16 protein-coding genes are annotated in these 19916 nt (G+C 62.0%); 7 read left to right on the top strand and 9 right to left on the bottom strand.

The features are described from left to right. Positions 1 to 21 precede the first annotated feature (21 nt). From AC1DON_RS11545 to AC1DON_RS11535, 3 genes are all read left to right on the top strand, one after another. Entirely contained in the window at positions 22 to 1275 is a 1254-nt protein-coding gene (locus tag AC1DON_RS11545) for a pentapeptide repeat-containing protein (protein ID WP_476934950.1), read from the top strand. Positions 1276 to 1339: 64 nt separating this feature from the next. Further along, positions 1340 to 1672, top strand: coding sequence for a TfoX/Sxy family protein (locus AC1DON_RS11540; protein ID WP_476934949.1), 333 nt, complete (start codon positions 1340 to 1342; stop codon positions 1670 to 1672). A 76-nt stretch (positions 1673 to 1748) separates the two neighbouring features. Then, the gene (locus AC1DON_RS11535) at positions 1749 to 2936 is read left to right on the top strand and encodes a multidrug effflux MFS transporter (RefSeq protein WP_476934948.1); all 1188 of its coding nucleotides are present in this window, start codon (positions 1749 to 1751) and stop codon (positions 2934 to 2936) included. 166 nt (positions 2937 to 3102) lie between these two features. Here AC1DON_RS11535 and AC1DON_RS11530 read toward each other — a convergent pair whose 3' ends face one another. Together AC1DON_RS11530 and AC1DON_RS11525 are read right to left on the bottom strand one after the other, a co-directional pair. Further along, a complete protein-coding gene (locus AC1DON_RS11530; RefSeq protein ID WP_476934947.1) occupies positions 3103 to 3579 on the bottom strand; it encodes an Hsp20 family protein in 477 nt (158 codons plus the stop codon). 220 nt (positions 3580 to 3799) lie between these two features. Further along, the gene (locus tag AC1DON_RS11525; protein WP_476934946.1) at positions 3800 to 4648 is read right to left on the bottom strand and encodes a DUF2306 domain-containing protein; all 849 of its coding nucleotides are present in this window, start codon (positions 4646 to 4648) and stop codon (positions 3800 to 3802) included. A gap of 132 nt (positions 4649 to 4780) precedes the next feature. On the opposite strand from AC1DON_RS11525, the gene AC1DON_RS11520 reads away from it, so the two are divergent. Continuing rightward, positions 4781 to 5785: a helix-turn-helix domain-containing protein gene (locus tag AC1DON_RS11520; RefSeq protein ID WP_476934945.1), complete on the top strand. Its 1005-nt coding sequence runs from the start codon at positions 4781 to 4783 to the stop codon at positions 5783 to 5785. Here AC1DON_RS11520 and trxB read toward each other — a convergent pair. The 6 genes from trxB to carB form a co-directional block, all read right to left on the bottom strand. Next, positions 5782 to 6840 carry a thioredoxin-disulfide reductase gene (trxB, locus tag AC1DON_RS11515; protein ID WP_476934944.1) on the bottom strand — a complete coding sequence of 353 codons (1059 nt, stop codon included), beginning with the start codon at positions 6838 to 6840 and terminating at the stop codon, positions 5782 to 5784. The genes AC1DON_RS11520 and trxB overlap by 4 nt on opposite strands. A 65-nt stretch (positions 6841 to 6905) precedes the next feature. Continuing rightward, on the bottom strand, positions 6906 to 7919 hold the full coding sequence (locus AC1DON_RS11510) for a mitochondrial fission ELM1 family protein (RefSeq protein ID WP_476934943.1): 1014 nt from the start codon (positions 7917 to 7919) through the stop codon (positions 6906 to 6908). A gap of 201 nt (positions 7920 to 8120) precedes the next feature. Continuing rightward, positions 8121 to 8594 (bottom strand): transcription elongation factor GreA, encoded by a 474-nt coding sequence (gene greA, locus AC1DON_RS11505; RefSeq protein WP_476934942.1) that lies wholly within the window; start codon positions 8592 to 8594, stop codon positions 8121 to 8123. Between the two features lie 241 nt (positions 8595 to 8835). Then, positions 8836 to 11073, bottom strand: coding sequence for a DUF6311 domain-containing protein (locus AC1DON_RS11500; RefSeq protein WP_476934941.1), 2238 nt, complete (start codon positions 11071 to 11073; stop codon positions 8836 to 8838). Between the two features lie 237 nt (positions 11074 to 11310). Beyond that, positions 11311 to 13383 carry a DUF6311 domain-containing protein gene (locus AC1DON_RS11495; RefSeq protein ID WP_476934940.1) on the bottom strand — a complete coding sequence of 691 codons (2073 nt, stop codon included), beginning with the start codon at positions 13381 to 13383 and terminating at the stop codon, positions 11311 to 11313. Positions 13384 to 13476: 93 nt separating this feature from the next. Then, positions 13477 to 16770 carry a carbamoyl-phosphate synthase large subunit gene (carB, locus tag AC1DON_RS11490; RefSeq protein ID WP_476934939.1) on the bottom strand — a complete coding sequence of 1098 codons (3294 nt, stop codon included), beginning with the start codon at positions 16768 to 16770 and terminating at the stop codon, positions 13477 to 13479. Between the two features lie 546 nt (positions 16771 to 17316). Here carB and AC1DON_RS11485 point away from each other — a divergent pair. Genes AC1DON_RS11485 through AC1DON_RS11475 form a run of 3 tightly spaced genes read left to right on the top strand, consistent with a single transcriptional unit; the run spans position 17317 to position 18703 of the window. After that, the gene (locus tag AC1DON_RS11485) at positions 17317 to 17811 is read left to right on the top strand and encodes a response regulator transcription factor (protein ID WP_476934938.1); all 495 of its coding nucleotides are present in this window, start codon (positions 17317 to 17319) and stop codon (positions 17809 to 17811) included. After that, positions 17812 to 18261, top strand: coding sequence for a hypothetical protein (locus AC1DON_RS11480; RefSeq protein WP_476934937.1), 450 nt, complete (start codon positions 17812 to 17814; stop codon positions 18259 to 18261). It abuts the gene before it with no gap. Further along, positions 18251 to 18703: a hypothetical protein gene (locus AC1DON_RS11475; RefSeq protein ID WP_476934936.1), complete on the top strand. Its 453-nt coding sequence runs from the start codon at positions 18251 to 18253 to the stop codon at positions 18701 to 18703. Before AC1DON_RS11480 ends, AC1DON_RS11475 begins: the two co-directional genes overlap by 11 nt. A gap of 19 nt (positions 18704 to 18722) precedes the next feature. Here AC1DON_RS11475 and carA read toward each other — a convergent pair whose 3' ends face one another. Continuing rightward, the gene (gene carA, locus AC1DON_RS11470; RefSeq protein WP_476934935.1) at positions 18723 to 19913 is read right to left on the bottom strand and encodes a glutamine-hydrolyzing carbamoyl-phosphate synthase small subunit; all 1191 of its coding nucleotides are present in this window, start codon (positions 19911 to 19913) and stop codon (positions 18723 to 18725) included. Between the last annotated feature and the right edge of the window lie 3 nt (positions 19914 to 19916).

Below are 19916 nucleotides of genomic sequence, written 5' to 3'. Positions count from 1 at the left end.
ATTATCAGGACGCCAGAGTTCATGAGCGCCACTTCCGGCGAAAAGAAGTACACCAAGCTGACACAGGTCCAGATCGACCAGATGTGTGTCAAGCATGAGCGCTTCTTTGCCTGCAAACCGGGCGGGGCGCGGGCGGTCTTTGCCTGGTGCGACCTGTCGGGCCTGTCTTTACGCGGCCGTAATCTCCAGGATGCCGACTTCACCGCCGCGATCCTGACCGACTGCGACATGGCTGGCATTGTCCTCGATAAGTCCAACCTGTTCTGCGCAGACTTGCAACTGGCCAATCTGACGGGCGCCTCGATGCGCCGCGTCGACCTGCGTGGCGCCTGTTTGCGCGGCGCCAACCTGTCGGGCGTCGACCTCTACGAAGCCGACCTGCGCGAAGGGGCCCTGGCACTGCCTGACAAGGCGACCGGCCTGTCCTACGTCGAAATCTCGATGCGCACCGCCGAAGCAACCTACGCCAACCTGCGCGGCGCCAATCTCGAACGCTCCAAGCTGTCGGGCATCCAGGCTATGAAGGCCGATTTTACCGACGCTGTCATGAAGCACTGCAAGCTGGTACGCGCCAACCTGAAGCAGGCGATCATGAACAATGTCGACCTGGCCGGCGCCGATTTGTCGGGTGCGGATCTGACCGGCGCGTCTTTAAAAGACGCCGTATTGATCAAGGCCAAGACGGATTCGTGGCGCGTCAGCCAGACCGACATGACCGGTGTGCTGACCGACAAGGTTATCGGCACCGACGTCAAGACATTGCCTTACGGCGAAATGCTGCACGACCACGCTAAATGGGTCGATACCCTCGGCAAGGAAGGCAAGCCGTCGACCTTCGACAAGGCCGACCTGCGCGCACTTGGCTCGATCAAGGGGCTGAACCTGACCGCCCTGTCCGCCAAGGGCGCGGTCTTCTATGGCCTTGACATGCGCGACGTCCAGCTTCAGGGCGCGCACCTCGAAGAAGCCGACCTGCGCAACTGCAATCTCCAGGGCGCGGACCTGCGCGGGGTGCGACTGTATAAGGCGCGTCTGGATGGAGCGAACCTTCAAGGCGCCAATCTCGGCGCGCTGATGATCGCCAAGGACCGCATGCTGCCGGCCGACCTGCGCGAAACGCGTCTGCGTGGTGTCAATTTCGCCGGCGCTGAACTGAAGCTGGTCATGCTGGACGGCGCCGACTTGTCCCGGGCCAACCTCGAAAACGCCAGTATGAACCTCGAACAGCTCGAACACGTCACCTGCGTGGGCCTGCGCGGCCAATTGGCCAGTTAATCTGACCTTGCCCTAAACGCCGCTCGATCTTAGGCTCACGCATCAATGGATGAGGAGCTTCGCCATGGCTTATAGTGAACTGCAGGCCATGCGTTTCCGCGACGCCTTGGGGCAAGGCGCCCGGATAGCTGAAAAGCGGATGATGGGTGGGCTGGTCTTCATGCTCAACGGTAATATGCTCGGCGCTGTCGGCCGCGAATCCGCCGGGAGCCGGTTCATGTTCCGTGTCGGCCCCGCCCAAACGGCCGAAGCGCTGAAGCGTGGCGCCATTCAGATGGAGATGGGCGGCCGCGTTATGAAGGGCTTTGTCTTCGTTAGCGAGGTCGATGCCGAACATTCGCTCGAAGACTGGATCGCCATGGCGCGACGCTTCGTCGAAACCCTGCCGGCGAAATAGCCTCTGCTGACAAAATCCTGTAGACGTGATGGCTAAGCGCCGGTACTCGAATGCCGGTAAAGCCACGGGAAGTTTCATGACCGTAGATAGCAAGAAAAGCGGCGCGGAATTCGTCGCGCTGATGGCCGTGATGATGTCGGTGGTGGCAATCTCGATCGACGCCATGCTGCCGGCGCTTGGTATCATTGGCGACGACCTACGGCTTACCAGCCCCAATCAGGCGCAGTTCATCATCAGCTCGATCTTCGCCGGCATGGCGGTGGGCCAACTGATCTGCGGACCGTTGTCGGACGCCCTGGGTCGCAAGCGCGTCATCTATGTGACCATCGTCCTCTACCTCATCGGCAGCGTCGTCTGCGTCCTGGCCAATAGCATCGAAGTCCTGCTGGTCGGGCGCTTCCTGCAAGGCCTTGGCGTGTCGGGCCCCTACGTCTCCACCATGTCGATCGTGCGCGACAAGTACAGCGGCAGCGCCATGGGCAGGGTCATGTCGCTGGTCATGATGATCTTCATCATGGTGCCCGCCGTGGCGCCAAGCCTTGGCGTCGCCATCCTGTCGTTCGCCTCATGGCGCTATATCTTTGTGATGTTCATCGTCTATGCCCTGGCGGTAATGGTCTGGGTGACGATCCGGCTGGAAGAAACCCTGCCGCCGGAAAAGCGCATCTCATTCAGCGTCGCACACATGATCAGTGGCGCGGCTGCGGTCTTCGGCCATCGCCGTACGGTCTGCTACATGGTCGCCAGCGCGCTGGTCTTCGGCGGCATGACCGGCTATCTCAATTCCAGCCAGCAGATTTTCCAGGAACATTTCGGCGTAGGCAATGCGTTCGCCCTGTATTTCGGCGGCCTGGCTCTGACCTTCGGTGTATCGTCGCTGAGCAATTCGCGGATCGTCGAGCGCATGGGCATGCTGCGTATTGTGGCCATAGCTTTTGCGGCGATCGTCGTCTGCTCGGCAGTATTCCTGGGCGTAAATCTGATCATGCCGGCGACGCTGTGGATGTTCGTCGCTTATGTTGCTTGCGTCTTCTTCTGCATGGGGTTCCTGTTCGGCAATCTCAATGCGCTCGCCATGGAGCCGATGGGCCATATCGCCGGCATCGCTTCGGCGATTATCGGATCGACAGCATCGGTGATCTCGATCTGCCTCGGCACCTTTATCGGCCAGCTCTACAACGACACGGTCATCCCGATGACGGCTGGCTTCCTGGTGCTTGGCAGCCTGGCCCTGGTCCTGCTGGCGATTGCCAGGCGCGCATAACAAGCACGAAAAAAAAAGACCTTCAGGTCTCCGGCAGTGGTGCGCCCCAGGGGGATAAAAGGTGCAACGCGTCTGCCGGACCTGAAGGCCGCGGGAGTTTAGGGGAAACAAAGAGGGTAGAACCGGCGCAGGGGGAAAAGAACTGCGCCGGGTAGTATAGCAGGTCTTACTCGGCCGCCTGGAGAACCGGCTGGCTGTCATTGCCGGCGACGTTGATAGCGATCTGCTTGGCCTTCTTCGCTTCCGGCACTTCGAGCTTGAGGCCGACCGACAGCAGGCCATTGGCCAGTTCGGCATCCGTCACGCGGATGTGGTCATGAAGCTGGAAGCGGCGTTCAAAGCTGCGCTCGGCCAGGCCGCGATGCAGGAATGTACGGTTGCCGTCGTCATTGTCCTTCTTGCCGGTTACGGTCAGGACGTTTTCCTTGACCTCGATATTCAGCTGGTCGGGACGGAAGCCGGCGACAGCGACTTCGATGCGATAGGTGTCGCTCTGACCGTCTTCGGAAGGGAAACGTTCGATATTGTACGGCGGCCAGCCCGGCGCGGCATCGGCGCGAGTGGCGGTGTCGAGCAGGTTGACCAGACGGTCAAAACCAACAGCCGAACGATACAGGGGCGAGAAATCGATAGCGGTACGCATAGGGGCTCTCCTCATTAAAAAGCGAGTGCTTACGGACGGAGTACATCGTCCATAAAGGTTTGATTTTGAAAGACATCCACATCCCCAACTGGGCGATGCTGTCCGTCAAGAAGGCCCGTCAGCGGCGCCTTCGCACTATGATTTGGGCACCCGAAATAGCCGTTCAAGGGCGCCTGCGAAAATTTTTTCGAAAACGCCCAGGGAATTTTTTTGGCGCGGATTACAGCATGTAGGGGCCCCACATGAAGGCGATCGCGCCACCGATGCCGATGGCCATGAAGGCGGTCAGGATCAGCGTCAGGGCGCTGACCACGCGTTTGGTCACGGCCTTCTGGCTGCGCTGCGCCAGGAAATAGAGCTCCAGGACGGCCAACGGGATGAGATAGCAGCCGAATTGCAGCACGATATCGACGGGGCCGGACAGGGTTTCAGTCAGTCCCCATCCACGGGTGAGGACCGCCCAACCCATGATCTCCACCCTGAGGAACCAGACGCCATTGACCACCATGAAGGTCCGCATGGCCCAATGCCGATGGGCATCGATCTGGCGCTTCATGGCCAGGCGCCAGGCGACGGTGCCGAACAGAAGGATGAGGACGCCGTCGATTGAGACGGGAATGGCTTGCAGGACTGTGAAGTAGGTCACACGGGCCCATGTGAGCCAAAGGCCACCCAGCGCCATGACAAAGGCGATGACGATAAACAGGCGGCCGTTCCAGCGGTGCAAGGCCGGAAAGCGGCTGCGGATCATGGGTATGAGCTGGATCAGTCCGCCCAGCGTGACGACAACCGCCAGCAGGACGTGGGCTGCAAACATGATATTGCCGGCGACGTCGCCTTCGACATAGCCCTTGATGATCGGTTTGTCGTTCCAGCCGGGATAGTTGCCGCTCATCGTCTCGCGGCCATAGTGGGCGATGATCATCCAGATAAAGGCCAGTTGGCCCACGGCGGCGGTAAGATAAAAGGTCAGGCCTGAGCGCCGCAGCAAGGTGCTGCCGGCAGGGGGTGATTGAGGGGGCATGTACGGCGGTGTCTCCATCGGCATCACGGCGACGGCCGCGATCATGACCGAAGATTTCCCGCGCAAGACAGTCCCGTCTCGCCGATTTGGAAATCGGCGATATATTTTCACTTATGGCCTCTATCGTTCAGGGGCGCGCAATGGTGTAGGATGCGATGTCTTACGGGGAGGCAGGCCTTGGCCACGACACACGACATCTTTGCGTCACCGCCGGGTATCGACCGCCAAGGACCGAAGGACACGCATGTCTATGGTGCGCTGTTTATCTGCGCGATCGCCTTCTTTTTCCTCGGTCGGCTGATCGGCGACCGGTTCGGTATTATCTCTGACCTGATCGCCATTGCCGCCAACGCGACCTGCGGATGGTCATGGCTGCTGGCGCGGGCTCTGTTCCGGCCGAAGGCTGCGCGGGCGTCGCCTTGGCCATTGGCCGCCGTCTTGGTCCTTGTGGCTGCGGGGGCTTTTGTCCAGTTCGCCGACGGCCGGGCAGAGCCGTTGTCGCACATGATTGCCAATATTCAGGGACTGATCAGTTCGACCGTGCTTCTGCTGGCGCTGAGCGAGCCGTTACGGGAGATGCGCAAGGACCTACCAGGGGGCGAACGACGGTTTCGCCTTGCCTTCCTGAGCGGACACGCCGCCCTGACGGCTGCCGCTGTCGTCCTGGCCAACGGCGCCCCGGCAGGCAGCGCGATAGAGGTATGGAGCGGGGTCATCAAGCTGACCTGTGCGGTGCTGGCCGTTTTGGGCGCCGGCACCGCGATCTGGTATCGTGGCCATGCGCCGCAGCCAGAAACGGTCCGGCGCCGGACTATTGTCTCGACCGATGAGGTCCTGGCTGCACGCATTCTGGCCCAGCTAACCGACGAAGCGGTTTACACCGTGTCTGATCTCAAGGTCGCCGATCTGGCGCGGCGCGTCAATGAAGCGGAATACAAGGTGACGCAGTGCATTACCGGCGCGCTGGGCTTCCGTAATTTCAACCACATGATCAATCACTTCCGCATCGAAGAGGCAGCACGCCGGCTGGTAGATCCAAGCTGCGATCACCTGCCGGTGCTGACGATCGCGCTCGACTGCGGTTTCGGCTCGATCGGGCCGTTCAACCGGGCGTTCAAGGCGCAGTTCAGCGAGACGCCGACGGCGTTCCGGGAAGCCCGGCGTTTGACGGCCGCCGCTTAAACCTTTGCGGCGACCTTCTTCTGCTTGGGCGTCAGGTGGGCGAACTCTTCATCGACCTCCTTCGCCGTCAGCAGCGAATGATGATGGTCCTCTTCGGCCAGCAGGCGGATCGATTCCAGCGCAGCCTGGCAGCCCATGCCGGCCGCGGTGACGGCCTGGCGGTAGACGTCGTCGGTAACGTCGCCGGCCGCGAAGACACCCTTGATCGACGTCTTCGGCGTGCCGGGCTCGACAACGAGGTACCCGCCGGTTTTGGTCTCCAACTGGCCTTCGAACAGTTGCGACGCCGGGGCGTGACCGATGGCGATAAAGACGCCGTCGAGGTCAACGACGCGGTCGTCATCGCTTTCGTTGAGCGTCGACTTCAGGCGGACGCCGGTGACGCCCGCGCCGCCAAACGCATTGGTTTCGCCCAGGATCTCGTCGAGGGCGACGTTCCAGATCGGCTCGATCTTGGGGTCGTTTAACAGACGTTCGACCAGGATCTTTTCGGCGCGCAGCTGTTCGCGGCGGTGGATCAGATAGACCTTGGAAGCGAACTTGGTGAGGAACAGCGCTTCTTCGACGGCGGTATTGCCGCCGCCGACGACGGCCACGACCTTGTTCCGGTAGAAGAAGCCGTCGCAGGTGGCGCAGGCCGACACGCCGAAACCCTGATAGGTCTTTTCCGATTCAAGCCCCAGCCACTTGGCCTGGGCACCGGTGGCGATGATGACGGTTTCGGCCAGGTATTGCGCGCCGCTTTCGGTTTCGAGCAGGAAGGGGCGCTGCTGCAGGTCGGCCTTGGTGATGATCTCGGCGATGGTCTCCGTGCCCATGTGCTCGGCCTGGGCCTTCATCTGGTCCATCAGCCAAGGACCCTGGACGACCTCGGCAAAGCCCGGGTAGTTTTCGACATCGGTGGTGATGGTCAGCTGGCCGCCATCTTGCGGACCGGTGAAGATGACCGGCGACAGCAGGCCGCGCGCCGCATAGATGGCGGCGGTCCAGCCGGCAGGGCCGGTACCGATGATGGCGCAGCGGACGGGGCGGGGAGCAGCTTGGGGCTTGGGCATTTTCTAGCCTATGGAATCGTCAAACATTAACGGCCATTAGATAGGGAGCCGATGCCGCCTTGTCATCATTTATGCGCGGCGCCAGCCTGCTTTTGCGCATAAACCTGAAGAACGTGGCGTGCGGCGCGGGCGGTCTCGTTGAGCGGGATATAGGTCCAGCCGTCGAGCTTGCCGGCAAACGGCCGGGCAATGCCGTGCATGCGCAGGTTCTTGTGGAAGATGTCGAACTTCTGGCTGGGGCGCAGGCGATCCATGCCGAGCAGATGAACCGGCAGGCCCGTGCCGGCCGCTTCGGTCGCCATATTGACCGAGTCTTCGGTGACAAGGACATGGTCGGCAGCGTGCAGGAAGGCAAAATAAGGATTGGGGCCGTCGCCGGTATAGACGATGCCGGGCAGGCCCGACAGCACCCGTTCGAACACCGCTCGGGCAGCCTCTGGCGTGCGGCGTGACAGGCTTAGCAAGAGCGAGCCATTGGCCTGCGTGACCGCCGCCCGAATCTCCTCGGCCAGTGTTTCGGCGCGGGCCTCGCCGATGTCATACACTTTTGACCGTCCGCCGATCAGGACGGCGATACGCGGCGCCGGCAAGGCTTCGATTTGGGCTTGCCATGGCCCATACTCGCTGGCCAGCCGTTCAGGCGTGATGCGATTGGTCGACCCCAGCAGCGGCAGGACATGAGCCAGGGTCAGGTTGTCGTGTTCGGGGGCGACGATCAGGTCGAAATGTCTGTAAGCCAGCTTTGGGTCCTGGAGCTGCACCACAAGGGTGTTGCCGCCCGACCTGTGTCGCATGCGCAGCGAGTGGGGCAAGGTGGCACGGCCGGCGGCGATCCAGATGTCGGGCCATGGCGGAGCAATAGGATCGCTGTCGGCCGCCAGCATGCTATCGGGCAGGACCTTCAACGGGGTCGGCCAGCGGTCAAAGATCCTGGCGTAGCGGATGTGCTTGGTGGTGATGTCGGCGGGGGTCTGTCGCGCAATGGCTTCGGCCAGGCCCAGGACCTGGCTTTCAATACCGGCACGGCCGTCGGATACGGCCCAGATGGTCAGCACGTTCTTATGGGTCACTGACGTCATCAACGCTCCGGTTTCACCAACGGAATTGCCGACTGCCCTCACCGGCCAAGGGAAGGGGCTTATATGTCAAAGACTTGCCGAGGCGTTTCCCGGACAAGTCTTTGACATTGAGAGTTTGAAACGGTCCGGCTTGCGCCGGACGTTACTGAGTTTTGCCGCGCTTTTTGTCCGAAAACCGTGTCACACTTTTCGGAAAGCGCTTTAGATCCACTCGACCTTGGCGATCTCGTAGGCCTTGACGCCGCCGGGGGTCACGACTTCAACGACATCGCCGACTTCCTTGCCGATCATGGCGCGCGACAGCGGCGACGACAGCGAGATCTTGCCGGACTTCACGTCAGCCTCGTGGTCGCCGACCACCTGATAGCGGCCTTCTTCCTCGGTGTCCTCATCGACGACCGTGACGGTGGCGCCGAACTTGATCTGGTTGCCGCTCAGTTTCGACACGTCGATCACCTGGGCGCGACTGATCTTGTCCTCGATGTCAGCAATCTGACCTTCGATCCAGCCCTGGCGTTCCTTGGCGGCATGATATTCCGCGTTTTCGGACAGGTCACCGTGCGAACGGGCTTCCGAAATGGCGGCAATTACTGCGGGACGTTCGATTGACTTCAAACGCTTCAATTCTTCGTCGAGAACCTTGTAGCCCGCGACGGTCATCGGCACTTTTTCCATGTGCGATTAGTATCTTCATCCCCCCTGAGGAATGACAAAAGCCCTACAAGCGGTCGAGGGGGATGCGACCGGCAGGGCAGATAGGTTCGCAGTGAAAGACCTGCAAGAAGCTGTGCGCAAAAACCTTTAGCGCGCCAGCAGATCCCCGTGGATAACCGCGCGCTTTGCAGCGCACCATTGATCGCGGGACAGCCCTTATAGTTTGATTTGTCCCGAAATGAAATAGCGATATTTCAGGGCGTCAACTATCACCGGCCAGGGCGCGCAGGGCGTCCTTTGCGGCTTCGTCTTCGACCTCGGGACGCTCGACAAACTCCATGTTCATAAGCTTGAGCGACGGTGCCGGCGTCACAGCTGCCTTGGCGCCAGGCGAACGGCCGCCGGGATCGCGCAGGACCGCCAGCTTGACGGGTGCTTCGTCCGAAGACGTGATGAGGAACCGGATATTGAGGTTGTCATTGCGCAGAACCGAGGCCGGGAGAGGGATGGTGTACTGTTCCGTGCGGTGGTTGAGCTCAAGCGTCGTGGCGCGCTTTCCATTGACGAGAACGGCGACGGTCGCCGGCACACGGCTCCTGGCCTTCAGGCTGAGGTCCAGTGCCTTCGGCGGGGTTTTGAAATCCATGGCGCGGATCGGAATATCGATATCGGCCTGCGGACCATTGCTCCAGATGCCGTCATATTCCTGGCCGTTCCAGTTTTCATCGATCAGGCAGTTGCCCTGGTCGAGCCAGCCGAACTTGACGTGCGGTTTAATCGGGTCCCACAGCGGAGCATCGAGGGGCAGGTTTGTGGCGCCATCGGGGGGAATGACCCAGAAGCCATCCACCATGCGGACGCGCGACTGCAGCGAGGCGGGCACATCGCACTGCTTGAGAAAAACGAACAGGCGGTCGTTACGGACCATGCCTTTTCGATATGCGTCCCGGCCATCACGCTCGTGGGTGAGTTGGATCAGGTTCTGGCGCGCGGCATACATGGTGTTGACCGGCCTGGCCTGTGACGTCGCCCGCCAGGTCAGTTCATAGAACAGCCGGTCATTGAGGTGGACATTGGGCGGATAGAAGTCGATGCCGCGGGAGTGGGTCACCAATTCGTCCCAGACCGGGCTGGGCGTCACGAAGTATGTCTTGCCGGTTGCGGCCAGGGCGGTTGCCCTGCGCATGGCCTTGGCGACGCCGGAAATGTCGTAGGCCTGGATGATGAGTACGAGAGGCAGGATAATGCCGACCAGTTTCGGGCGGCTTTTGAACAGCACGACCAGCGCCGCCAGGATCAGGCAATAGGTGATCGGCCACACCAGGCGGCCCGAGGCCCGCAATACCGCCGCAGGTCCGCGCAGCCAGGACGGCAGGTCGAACTGCCATACCGTGTAGCCATAGAATTGGGCGTGGTTCGACACCGCGATCACGAACAGGGCGATAAAGGGCAGGGTGAGGTATTTGAGGCCGCTGAAGAAGGGGCGCGACTCTTTGGCTTCGGGCGTGGTGATGTAGAGGACGATGGCCGCGACAACCAGGACGATCAGACCAAAACCGAGATACTGATAGCCTTCGAAATATTGGCCGCCGTCGAGCGGCCACGCCTTCAGGATCTGCGAGAAGTCGCCACGCACCGGATTGATCCAGCCGTCGAGCGGGAAGGAGTAGAAGCCATAGCCGCCGGCGCCCGGGCTCATGCCCTTGACGTAGGCGCCGCCGATGCCGAGCGTCACCAGCGGAAAAGCCAGGACGACCAGCGCGCGCCAGGTGACGTCGAGCAGTGTCGCGCGATCGAGCTTGCGGGCCGCCGGCCAGAAGCGGCGCAGCACGTCACCGCCCCAGATCGCTGCGATCATGAACAGCAGGTAGGGGTGGATCAGCCCTGACAGGCCGAGAAGCGCCGCCCAGTGGACCGTCTTGCGCATTTCCCCCCGGACATTGATGAAGATGTGCAGGCTCCACAGTACCAGCCACTGCGCGACCAGGGTGTCGTGGCGCATGCGGTAGGTCAGCATCGGCAGGAGGCTGAGCGCTATGGCGCCGCCCAGGGCCGCCCAACGGTCGGGGGCATGCGGCCGCACCAGCTTCCACGCGAAGACAAAGTGCATGACCATGCAGAACAGGAACCACGGGCCGATATACTGGAAGCGGTCAGGCAGGAAGGCTGAAAACGGCTTGAAGATAAAGGCGAAGAACGGGTTCGAGTCGGTCGAGAACAGGCTGTTGCCGACCGGCGCGCCCAGCATGTATTCGTGGTTGAAGGTCGACCAGGGCTCGTGGCGGAAGGCATTCCAGCCCAGAACGTGTTGACCCCAGTCCTCATCAAGCAGCCAGCCGATGCGCGTCGGATCGACGATGAACGGGTTGAAAAAGGCCAGGAAGAGAAAGATGGGCGCAAGGATAACCGCCGCCCGGAACAGACCGTTGCGCACGGGGTCGGGAAGCGTCTGCACAGTGGACAGCCAAAGTTTAGGCTTAAGCCATTGCGACAAGGACATGCCGGATCAACTCACAAATCATAAGTAACAGGAGAGCGCCGTCACCGGGCACACAAATGCCTTAAAGCCGCCACTTCTGATGGCGACTCAAGGCTTTTTTGCGGCGCAGCATTGCCTGTGCGTCCGCGCTGTCATCATACGCGGAATCGCGCGGTCTCACAAGGTCGTGAACCGACCAGGCGATGCGCCGAAAAAGCGAGCAGCGGTTTTCGGCGAAATATCGCGGCAGGAAAAAGTCTATCGCGGATCGATGCGCAGGCTGTAAAGTTCCACGCCCATGGCCTTGGTGTCGGGCTTCTTGCCGGGGTCTGGGGCGGCGCGCAGATTGTCGATCGCGATCTGCATGCGCCCGCCCTGGAGCGCATCGGCCGGGACATCGATGACGACCTCGGTGGCCTTCTTGCCCAGGGCTTGCTCTTTCAGCTTTACGCCGTTCACCGCGACGATCAGGGTCTGGGCCCTGCGCCAGGCGCGCAAGGACAGCGTCACGCGATAGGCTTTGCCCGGCACGGGAACGAAGCCCGGCGTGATCACCCCGGCGTGGCCGGCCGTGTTCATCGCATCGACCTGCGGCATTTGCCAGTCGTCGCCAAACCAGACGACCGAGGCGTTGGCCGCGCCCATCACGTAGGTCTTGCCGGTCTCGAACGGTTCGGCCCCGGGGCGCTTGAGCCCGGCTTCGGCGCCTTGCGGCGGGATGATCCAGATGCCGTCGATCTCGCGCACCCGGTCTTCAAGGCCGGCGGGCACAGCCTTGCCCAGCATGACGTACAGGCGGCGCGGGTTCAGCCTGCCGGCGCGGAATTCGCTGTATTCCTGGCGCTGGATGGCGTCCTGGTGCGGATTTTCGCGCGCGGCGTACATCATGTTGACCGGTACTTTCCGATCGAGCGCGTGCAGGATGATTTCATAGAAGGCGCGTTTCTCGGTGAGTGGCACGGCCGGCTGGAAGGACACCATTTCGGTGCGCGCCATCACGACGCTCCATTGCGGGCTGGGGGTCAGCGAAAAGGACTGGCCGGTCGCCGCACGGCCGGTCAGGGTGCGGATGTGGGTAGCGAACTGCGACATGTCGGCCAGTTGCAGGACAAGCGCTGCCCCCAGCAACAGGCCCATGGTCCGGGGTCGCGTGCGGTAGATGCAGATCAGGGCCAGAAAGACGAGCGTATAGGCGATCGGCCAGAACAGGCGGCCGGACGCGCGCACGATGTTGAGCACGTTGACCATGGGCGTCGGGAAGGACAGGTCGAGGAGCTTGATCGAGTAAAGGTGGATATGGTCGGTGATGGCCAGGACCAACAGGATCATGAAGGGCCATTTCAGGGGCCGCGCGATGGCCAGGACCTCGGACGCGGACTTGACCGCCGGCGACCTGCGATACAGCCAGATGGCCGCGCCCACCAGGACCAGCAGCCCCGCGCCCAGGTATTGAAAGCCTTCAAACGCCATGCGCGGCGGTTGAGGACCATTGAGGAAGGCCAGGGCAAAGTCCTTGCGCGACGGATTGAAAAGGGCGTCGAGCGGCATGCCGTAGACGCCGAAGCCGTCGCTGCCGGCGCTCTGGCCGGAATAGGCGCCGGCGATGCCCAGCGTGATGGCCGGTGGAATGAGCGTCAGCAGGCCGAGGCCGACCGCCTTGGCAAGTCCTGCCCAGTCGCGGCCTTTCAGCAAGGCGCCGGTAACGCGCAGCTGGTCAGCGCCCCAGATGGCCAGGAGCATGAACAGGATATAGGGATGGATAAGGCCGGTGATACCCAGGAGGCCGGCATAGCCGACCAGCTTGCGGCGTTCATCCTTGATCTCGAAGAAGACATACAGCGCCGACAGGATCAGCCAGTGGGCGCACAGGGTATCATGGCCGATGCGCATGTAGAGGGTCGGCAGAAGCGTCAGCAGGGTCGCGCCGGCCAGGGCCGACCATTGCCCGGGCGCGTGGCGCGCCACCAGCCGGTAGGCCACGAAGTAGTGCAGGATGAGGCAGATAAGGAACCACCAGCCGATGAACTGGAAGTGCTGCGGCAGCACGCCGCTCAGCCAGCGCATGGGGATCGACACCAGGGGGTTGGAGTCGGTGTAGATCAGGCTCAGGCCCGTCGGATGCGACAGCAGGGTCTGATGGTTGAACGGCCAGGCGAGCGGCGTCTGACGATAGGCGTGCCAGCCCAGGAAGTGCTGGCCCCAGTCGCCGTCGAGCAGCCACCCGACCCGCGTGGGGTCCAGGATGGCCGGCGTGAAAAACAGCATGAACAACAGGACCGGCACCGCGAAGGTCAATGCCTTGCGATACTTGTCGAACTCACTGTGGTCCATCGTAGCCCCCTCTGTACCCACAGCCAGGGCTATAGCCGTTTCTGTTCGCAGCCGCAACGGAGTACCGTTCGCGGCTGCGATAGATTCGCGCGGTCAGGCGTATTCCTGCAGTGCGCGGACGTCGAGCGTTTCCTTGGCGCCGGACGCGATGGCGCGGGTGGCGGCCACAGCGCCCGAGGCGGTGGTGTAGTAGGGGATTTTCATCATCAGCGTCGTGCGGCGGATCGAGAAGCTGTCCGACAAAGACTGCTTGCCTTCGGTCGTATTGAGGACCAGGGCGATTTCGCCGTTCTTGATGGCGTCCAGGATGTTCGGACGGCCTTCCAGCACCTTCTTGATACGCTCGACCTTGACGCCGTGTTCCTCAAGATAGTCGCACGTGCCGCCGGTGGCGACCACTTCGAAACCGAGGGTGAGAAGGGTTCGGATCGACTCGACGATCACCGGCTTGTCCTGGTCCTTGACCGAGACGAAGACCTTGCCCGAGGTCGGCAGCTTGACGCCGCTACCCTGCTGGGCCTTGGCAAAGGCGCGCGAGAAGGCGTCGATCATCTCTTCGCCGTCGCGCACCCAGTCGAGTCCCATGACCTCACCGGTCGAGCGCATTTCCGGCCCCAGGACCGTGTCGACATTGGCGAAGCGGGCGAACGGGAAGACGGCTTCCTTGACGGCGACATGGCGGTAGTCGCGCGGCTTGAGGCCGAAGGAGGCGAGGGTCTCACCGGCCATGATCTTGGCGGCGATGCCGGCCAGCGGCTGGCCCAGCGTCTTGGCGACAAAGGGTACGGTCCGCGAAGCACGCGGATTGACTTCCAGCACGTAGATCTTCGGATCGGTATAAGGATTTTCGATGGCGAACTGGACGTTCATCAGGCCGCGGACCTTGAGTGCGCGGGCCAGTTCGACCGTCTGGCGTTCCAGTTCCCTGACCGTTTCCGGCTTCAGCGAGAAGGGCGGCAGCGAACACGCTGAGTCGCCCGAGTGGACGCCGGCTTCTTCGATGTGCTCCATGATGCCGGCAACGAACACGTCGGTGCCGTCGGCCAGGGCATCGGCATCGACCTCGATGGCGGCCGACAGATACTGGTCGATCAGGACGGGTGAGTCACCCGACACCTGCACGGCTTCGCGGACATAGCGGGTCAGTTGTTCATCGTCGCGAACGATTTCCATGGCGCGGCCGCCCAGGACGTAGGACGGACGGATGACGATCGGATAGCCGACCTCATGCGCGGCCTTGAAGGCTTCGTCGGGCGTGCGGGCAATGGCGTTGATCGGCTGGGTCAGCTCGATGTCGCGCAGCAGGTGCTGGAAGCGCTCGCGGTCTTCGGCCAGGTCGATGGCGTCGGGCGAGGTGCCGAGAATGGGAATGCCTTCGTCTTCGAGCGCCTGGGCCAGCTTCAGCGGTGTCTGGCCGCCGAACTGCACGACGACGCCGGCCAGTTGCCCCTTCGACTGCTCGACATGGATCAGTTCCAACACGTCTTCGGCCGTCAGCGGCTCGAAGTACAGGCGGTCGGAGGTATCGTAGTCGGTCGACACCGTTTCCGGGTTGCAGTTGACCATGATGGCTTCGATGTCGATGTCCTTGAAGGCAAAGGCGGCATGACAGCAGCAATAGTCGAACTCGATGCCCTGGCCGATCCGGTTGGGACCACCGCCGAGGATGATGGCCTTCTTGCGATCCGTCGGATCGGCTTCGCATTCCGGGATCTGGCCCAATGCGCCCGACTCGTAGGTCGAATACATGTAGGCGGTGTTCGACGCGAATTCGGCGGCGCAGGTGTCGATGCGCTTGAAGACGGGACGCACACCAAGCTCGCGGCGAGCAGCGCGGACGTCTTTTTCTTTCTGGCCGGTTAGTTGCGCCAGGCGCACGTCGGAGAAGCCCATAGCCTTCAGCGTGCGGAAGCCGTGCGCCGACTTGGGCAGGCCCAGTGCGCCGATCTTGGCTTCTTCGGAGACGATGGTTTCGATCTGGCGCAGGAACCACGGCTCGTAGTTACATGCTGCGTTGATGTCCTCGACGCTCAGGCCGTGGCGGAAGGCCTGGGCGATGACGCGCAGGCGGTCCGGCGTCGGGCGGCCCAGTTCGCGGATGACGGCCTCGCGCAGGGCATGCGGTTCAGCGTTTTTCGTTCCGGGGATTTCAACTTCGTCGAAGCCCGACAGGCCGGTTTCCAGGCCGCGCAGGGCCTTTTGCACCGACTCGGCAAAGGTGCGGCCGATCGCCATGACTTCGCCGACCGACTTCATCGAGGTGCCGAGCAGCGGCTCGGAGCCCGGGTACTTTTCGAAAGCGAAGCGCGGGATCTTGGTGACGACGTAGTCGATCGACGGCTCGAACGAGGCCGGCGTCACCTGGGTGATGTCGTTCGTCAGTTCGTCCAGCGTATAGCCGACGGCCAGCTTGGCGGCGATCTTGGCGATGGGGAAGCCAGTGGCCTTCGACGCCAGGGCCGACGAGCGCGACACGCGCGGGTTCATTTCGATGACGATCATGCGGCCATCGGCCGGGTTAAGCGCGAACTGGACGTTCGAGCCGCCGGTTTCGACTCCGATTTCGCGCAGGACGGCCAGCGAAGCCGAACGCATGATCTGGTATTCCTTGTCCGTCAGGGTCAGGGCAGGCGCCACGGTGATCGAATCGCCCGTGTGCACGCCCATCGGATCGACGTTTTCGATCGAGCAGACGATGATGCAGTTGTCCGCCTTATCGCGGACGACTTCCATCTCGTATTCCTTCCAGCCGAGGATCGATTCTTCGATCAGCACTTCGGTGGTTGGGGACAGGTCGAGACCGCTGGTGACGATCTCTTTGAATTCTTCCTGGTTGAAGGCGATGCCGCCGCCGGTGCCGGCCAGCGTAAACGACGGACGGATCACGGCGGGCAGGCCACCGATGGCCTTCAGCCCCTCGACGGCTTCTTCCCAGGTGTGGGCGACGGCCGACTTGGCCGATTCGAGGCCAAGCTTGTCCATGGCGTTGCGGAACTTCTGGCGGTCTTCGGCCTTGTCGATGACCTCGGCCTTGGCGCCGATCATTTCAACATTGTATTTCGCCAGCACGCCCGAGTTTTCCAGGGCCAGCGCCGTATTGAGCGCCGTCTGGCCACCCATGGTCGGCAGCAGCGCGTCTGGGCGCTCCTTGGCGATGATCTTCTCGACGAATTCCGGGGTGATCGGCTCGATATAGGTCGCATCGGCCACGTCCGGATCGGTCATGATCGTGGCGGGGTTCGAATTGACCAGGATGATGCGGTAGCCTTCCTGACGCAGCGCCTTGCACGCCTGGACCCCGGAATAGTCGAACTCACAGGCCTGGCCGATGACGATCGGGCCGGCGCCAATGATGAGGATGGACTTCAGGTCTGTACGTTTAGGCATCTCGGTCTTTCATAACGCGCGCGGACCGTCCGCGCTCAGGGGCGCTGACACGGCCGGGACTTTCGGGTTTTGGGCTAAGCGGGTGCTTTAGTGCCTGCGACCCCGCAGTGCAACCCGATTCTTGCCCGTCATCCGATTCTTTCCCGAACGAGATAACGAAAGCCCATGAATGCATGGCGACGGGCATCGTCTGGAGAGGATCAACCGGTTCTTCGCCGCAGCAGACTTCCACATACAATTTTCGGCATTGCGTCTGTGTTGTCATGGGGCACGACTGTTTCGCCAACCTCGACCGGGACCTGCGGGTAACAGCTCGCGAATCGATTCGGTGTCTTCGACATTCCGTTCGGTGTTGATTAAGGTCAGGAAGCTTGGCGAACGGGCAGCAAACCCAAGGTTTCCGGTCAGTTTCTCCCCCTTAGGGGTTTCCGTGCAACTGTCAGGAGGATTTGCATTGCCAGAATGACAGGTGTGCGGCACATTCCGGCCAGTTTTGGGGATAAGAGCGTGTCGGGGAAGTCAAAAGTTGTAGTGGGCGTGGACAGTTTGTCTAAACGCCAGAAGGAAATTCTGCGCCTGGTGGCGCGGCACCATCAGGTCAAGGAGATTGCCCGCCTGCTCAATATCAGCGAGGCGACGGTCAGGACCCATACCGAAGAGGCGCGCCGACGCCTGGGCGCGGCGACCAGCCGCGAGGCCGCCATTGTACTGCTGCGTCACGAAAGCGGTGACGGCAGGTTAAGTGGGCAGGAACTTCTGCCGGATTCGTCGCCCAATGCGCCCGAAGACGCGTCTGAGACCGAGGAGGCACAGGTTGAATCCGCCTCGCATGCGGAGCTTGCGCCGCAGCTGATCCGCGAACAGCCTGAAATTCCGCCAAGGACCGACAAATTTTCCGGCTGGCTGAAGCAAAGATCGATTGTCGAGTGTATCGGCATCATTCTGCTGATGGCGCTGGGGCTGACCCTTATCCTGATTGCCCTGCTGGCCAGCGCCGTTACCCTGATCCAGGCGATCCAGAACCTGACGGGGCGGGCTTAAGTGGCAGTGGATTGGGAGCTGATCCACTTCTTCTGGAAATATAGTGCGCGCACCCTATGCCTTCTGATTTGCGGCTGGGCCTTTTTCCAGGGCGGCGTGACGGAGCGGACCGGGGCGCTGATCACGATTGTTTCCTGGTATCTGTCGTTTCTGAACGCCACGCATGACGGCAGTGGCCCGGCGATGACCACGGTTGTGGTCGACGTTGTGACCATGCTGACCTTCTTCGTCCTGGCGATCTGGTCGCGGCGGCCCTGGACGTTTTTCATCGCGGCCTGCATGGTCAACACGGTTGTGACCCATGTCATCGCCCGGACGCTCGATCCTGGCCTTTTCGCCTCCATAACGGTGTCAGGTTTCTGGGGCGGTTACGGCATTTTGGCCTGCCTGGCGGCCGGCGTGGCCGGATATCGCTCGCGGATCAAGCAAGGGCTGCAAATTGAACCTTGAGATCGTTGAATTTTTGTACAAATACGGGGCCTGGGTCGGTTTTTTCTTGATTTGCGGCTGGGCATTCTGGCGCGGGGGAGGGCCAGAAAGGACTATGGCGGCTATCATCGTCGCCGGCTGGAGCTTCAATATGATGTCAGCTCCGCTGGAAGGTCACCGTCCTGGCTGGTTAGCCATCGCAATTGATGTGGTTTCGCTTGTTGCTGTTGGCGGGCTGGCAATCCACTCGCGGCGCCCATGGGTATTTTTCGTTGCCGCCGCCAATGTGGCCATTCTTGCTGTCCACTTCGCCTTCCGGTGGCTGCACCTGGGCGCATATGCCTATGTCACGGCGTTAAACCTGTTCGGAGGCTATCTGCCACTGATCGGTCTGGCCTTTGGCGTTTGGGAACACCGGCAGACAAAGAAAAGGGCGGCCGTCACGGCCGCCCGGGTGCAATAATTCGCTGAGGTCTGCGCCCCTAGGCTTCAACGGTCTGGTGTTGGCGCATGTACTGAGCAAAGCGCTCGAACAGGTAGAGCGAGTCGACGGGGCCCGGTGAAGCTTCAGGGTGGTGCTGGACGCTGAAGACCGGCTTGTTGGCCATGGCGATGCCACAGTTCGAACCGTCGAACAGCGAGACGTGCGTTTCGACAACGCCTTCGGGCAGGCTGTCACGATCGACCGCGAAGCCGTGGTTCATCGACACAATCTCGACCTTGCCGGTGGTTTCGTCCTTGACCGGGTGGTTGGCGCCGTGGTGGCCCTGGCCCATCTTGATCGTCCTGGCGCCGAGCGCGAGCGCGAGCATCTGGTGGCCCAGGCAGATGCCGAAGACCGGCAAGCCGGCATCGACCAGCTTGCGGATGACGGGGACGGCGTATTCGCCAGTAGCGGCGGGGTCGCCCGGACCGTTCGACAACAGCACGCCATCGGGGTTGCGGGCCAGGATCTCTTCGGCTGAGGTTTGGGCGGGCACGATCTGGACGTCGGCGCCGATATCGACCAGGGCGCGCAGGATGTTCTGCTTGACGCCGTAGTCGATGACCACGACCTTGAAGTTTTTCTTTGTGCCGTCGGCATAGCCCTGCGGCCACTGCCACAGGTCGGTAGTGTAGGTCGACGACTGGGCCGAGGTGGCCGCAGGCGCCAGGTCCAGACCGCCAATGCCCGACCAGCTGGCCGCCTTGGAAATCAGGGCCGGAATGTCGAAAGCACCTGTCGGCGAATGGGCGACGATGCCGTGCGGCATGCCCTTGTCGCGGATACGCTTGGTGAGCGCCCGCGTGTCGATGCCGGCAATGGCGACGACGCCGCGCTGCGTCAGCCAGTCATTGAAGCTGAGGGTCGAGCGCCAGTTGGCCGGCGGCGTCGGCAGGTCGCGGAAGATCGCGCCCTTGGCCGCCCGCTTGGGGTCATTGCCCAGTTGCTCGACGTCATCGGCATTGACGCCGACATTGCCGACGTGCGGGAAGGTGAAGGCGACAATCTGTTCCATGTAGGACGGATCGGTCAGGATTTCCTGGTAGCCAGTCATGGCGGTGTTGAAGCAGACCTCGCCCAGCACCTCACCGGCAGCGCCGCAGCCCAGGCCCTGATAAACGGTGCCGTCCGCCAGGACGAGCACTCCGGTACAGCCGGGCAGCAGGTCGGTGGGGGCTTGGTCGGTCATTTC

The organism is Asticcacaulis sp. P4_H10, assembly GCF_056400965.1.
This window is presented reverse-complemented; position numbering and strand designations above follow the sequence as displayed.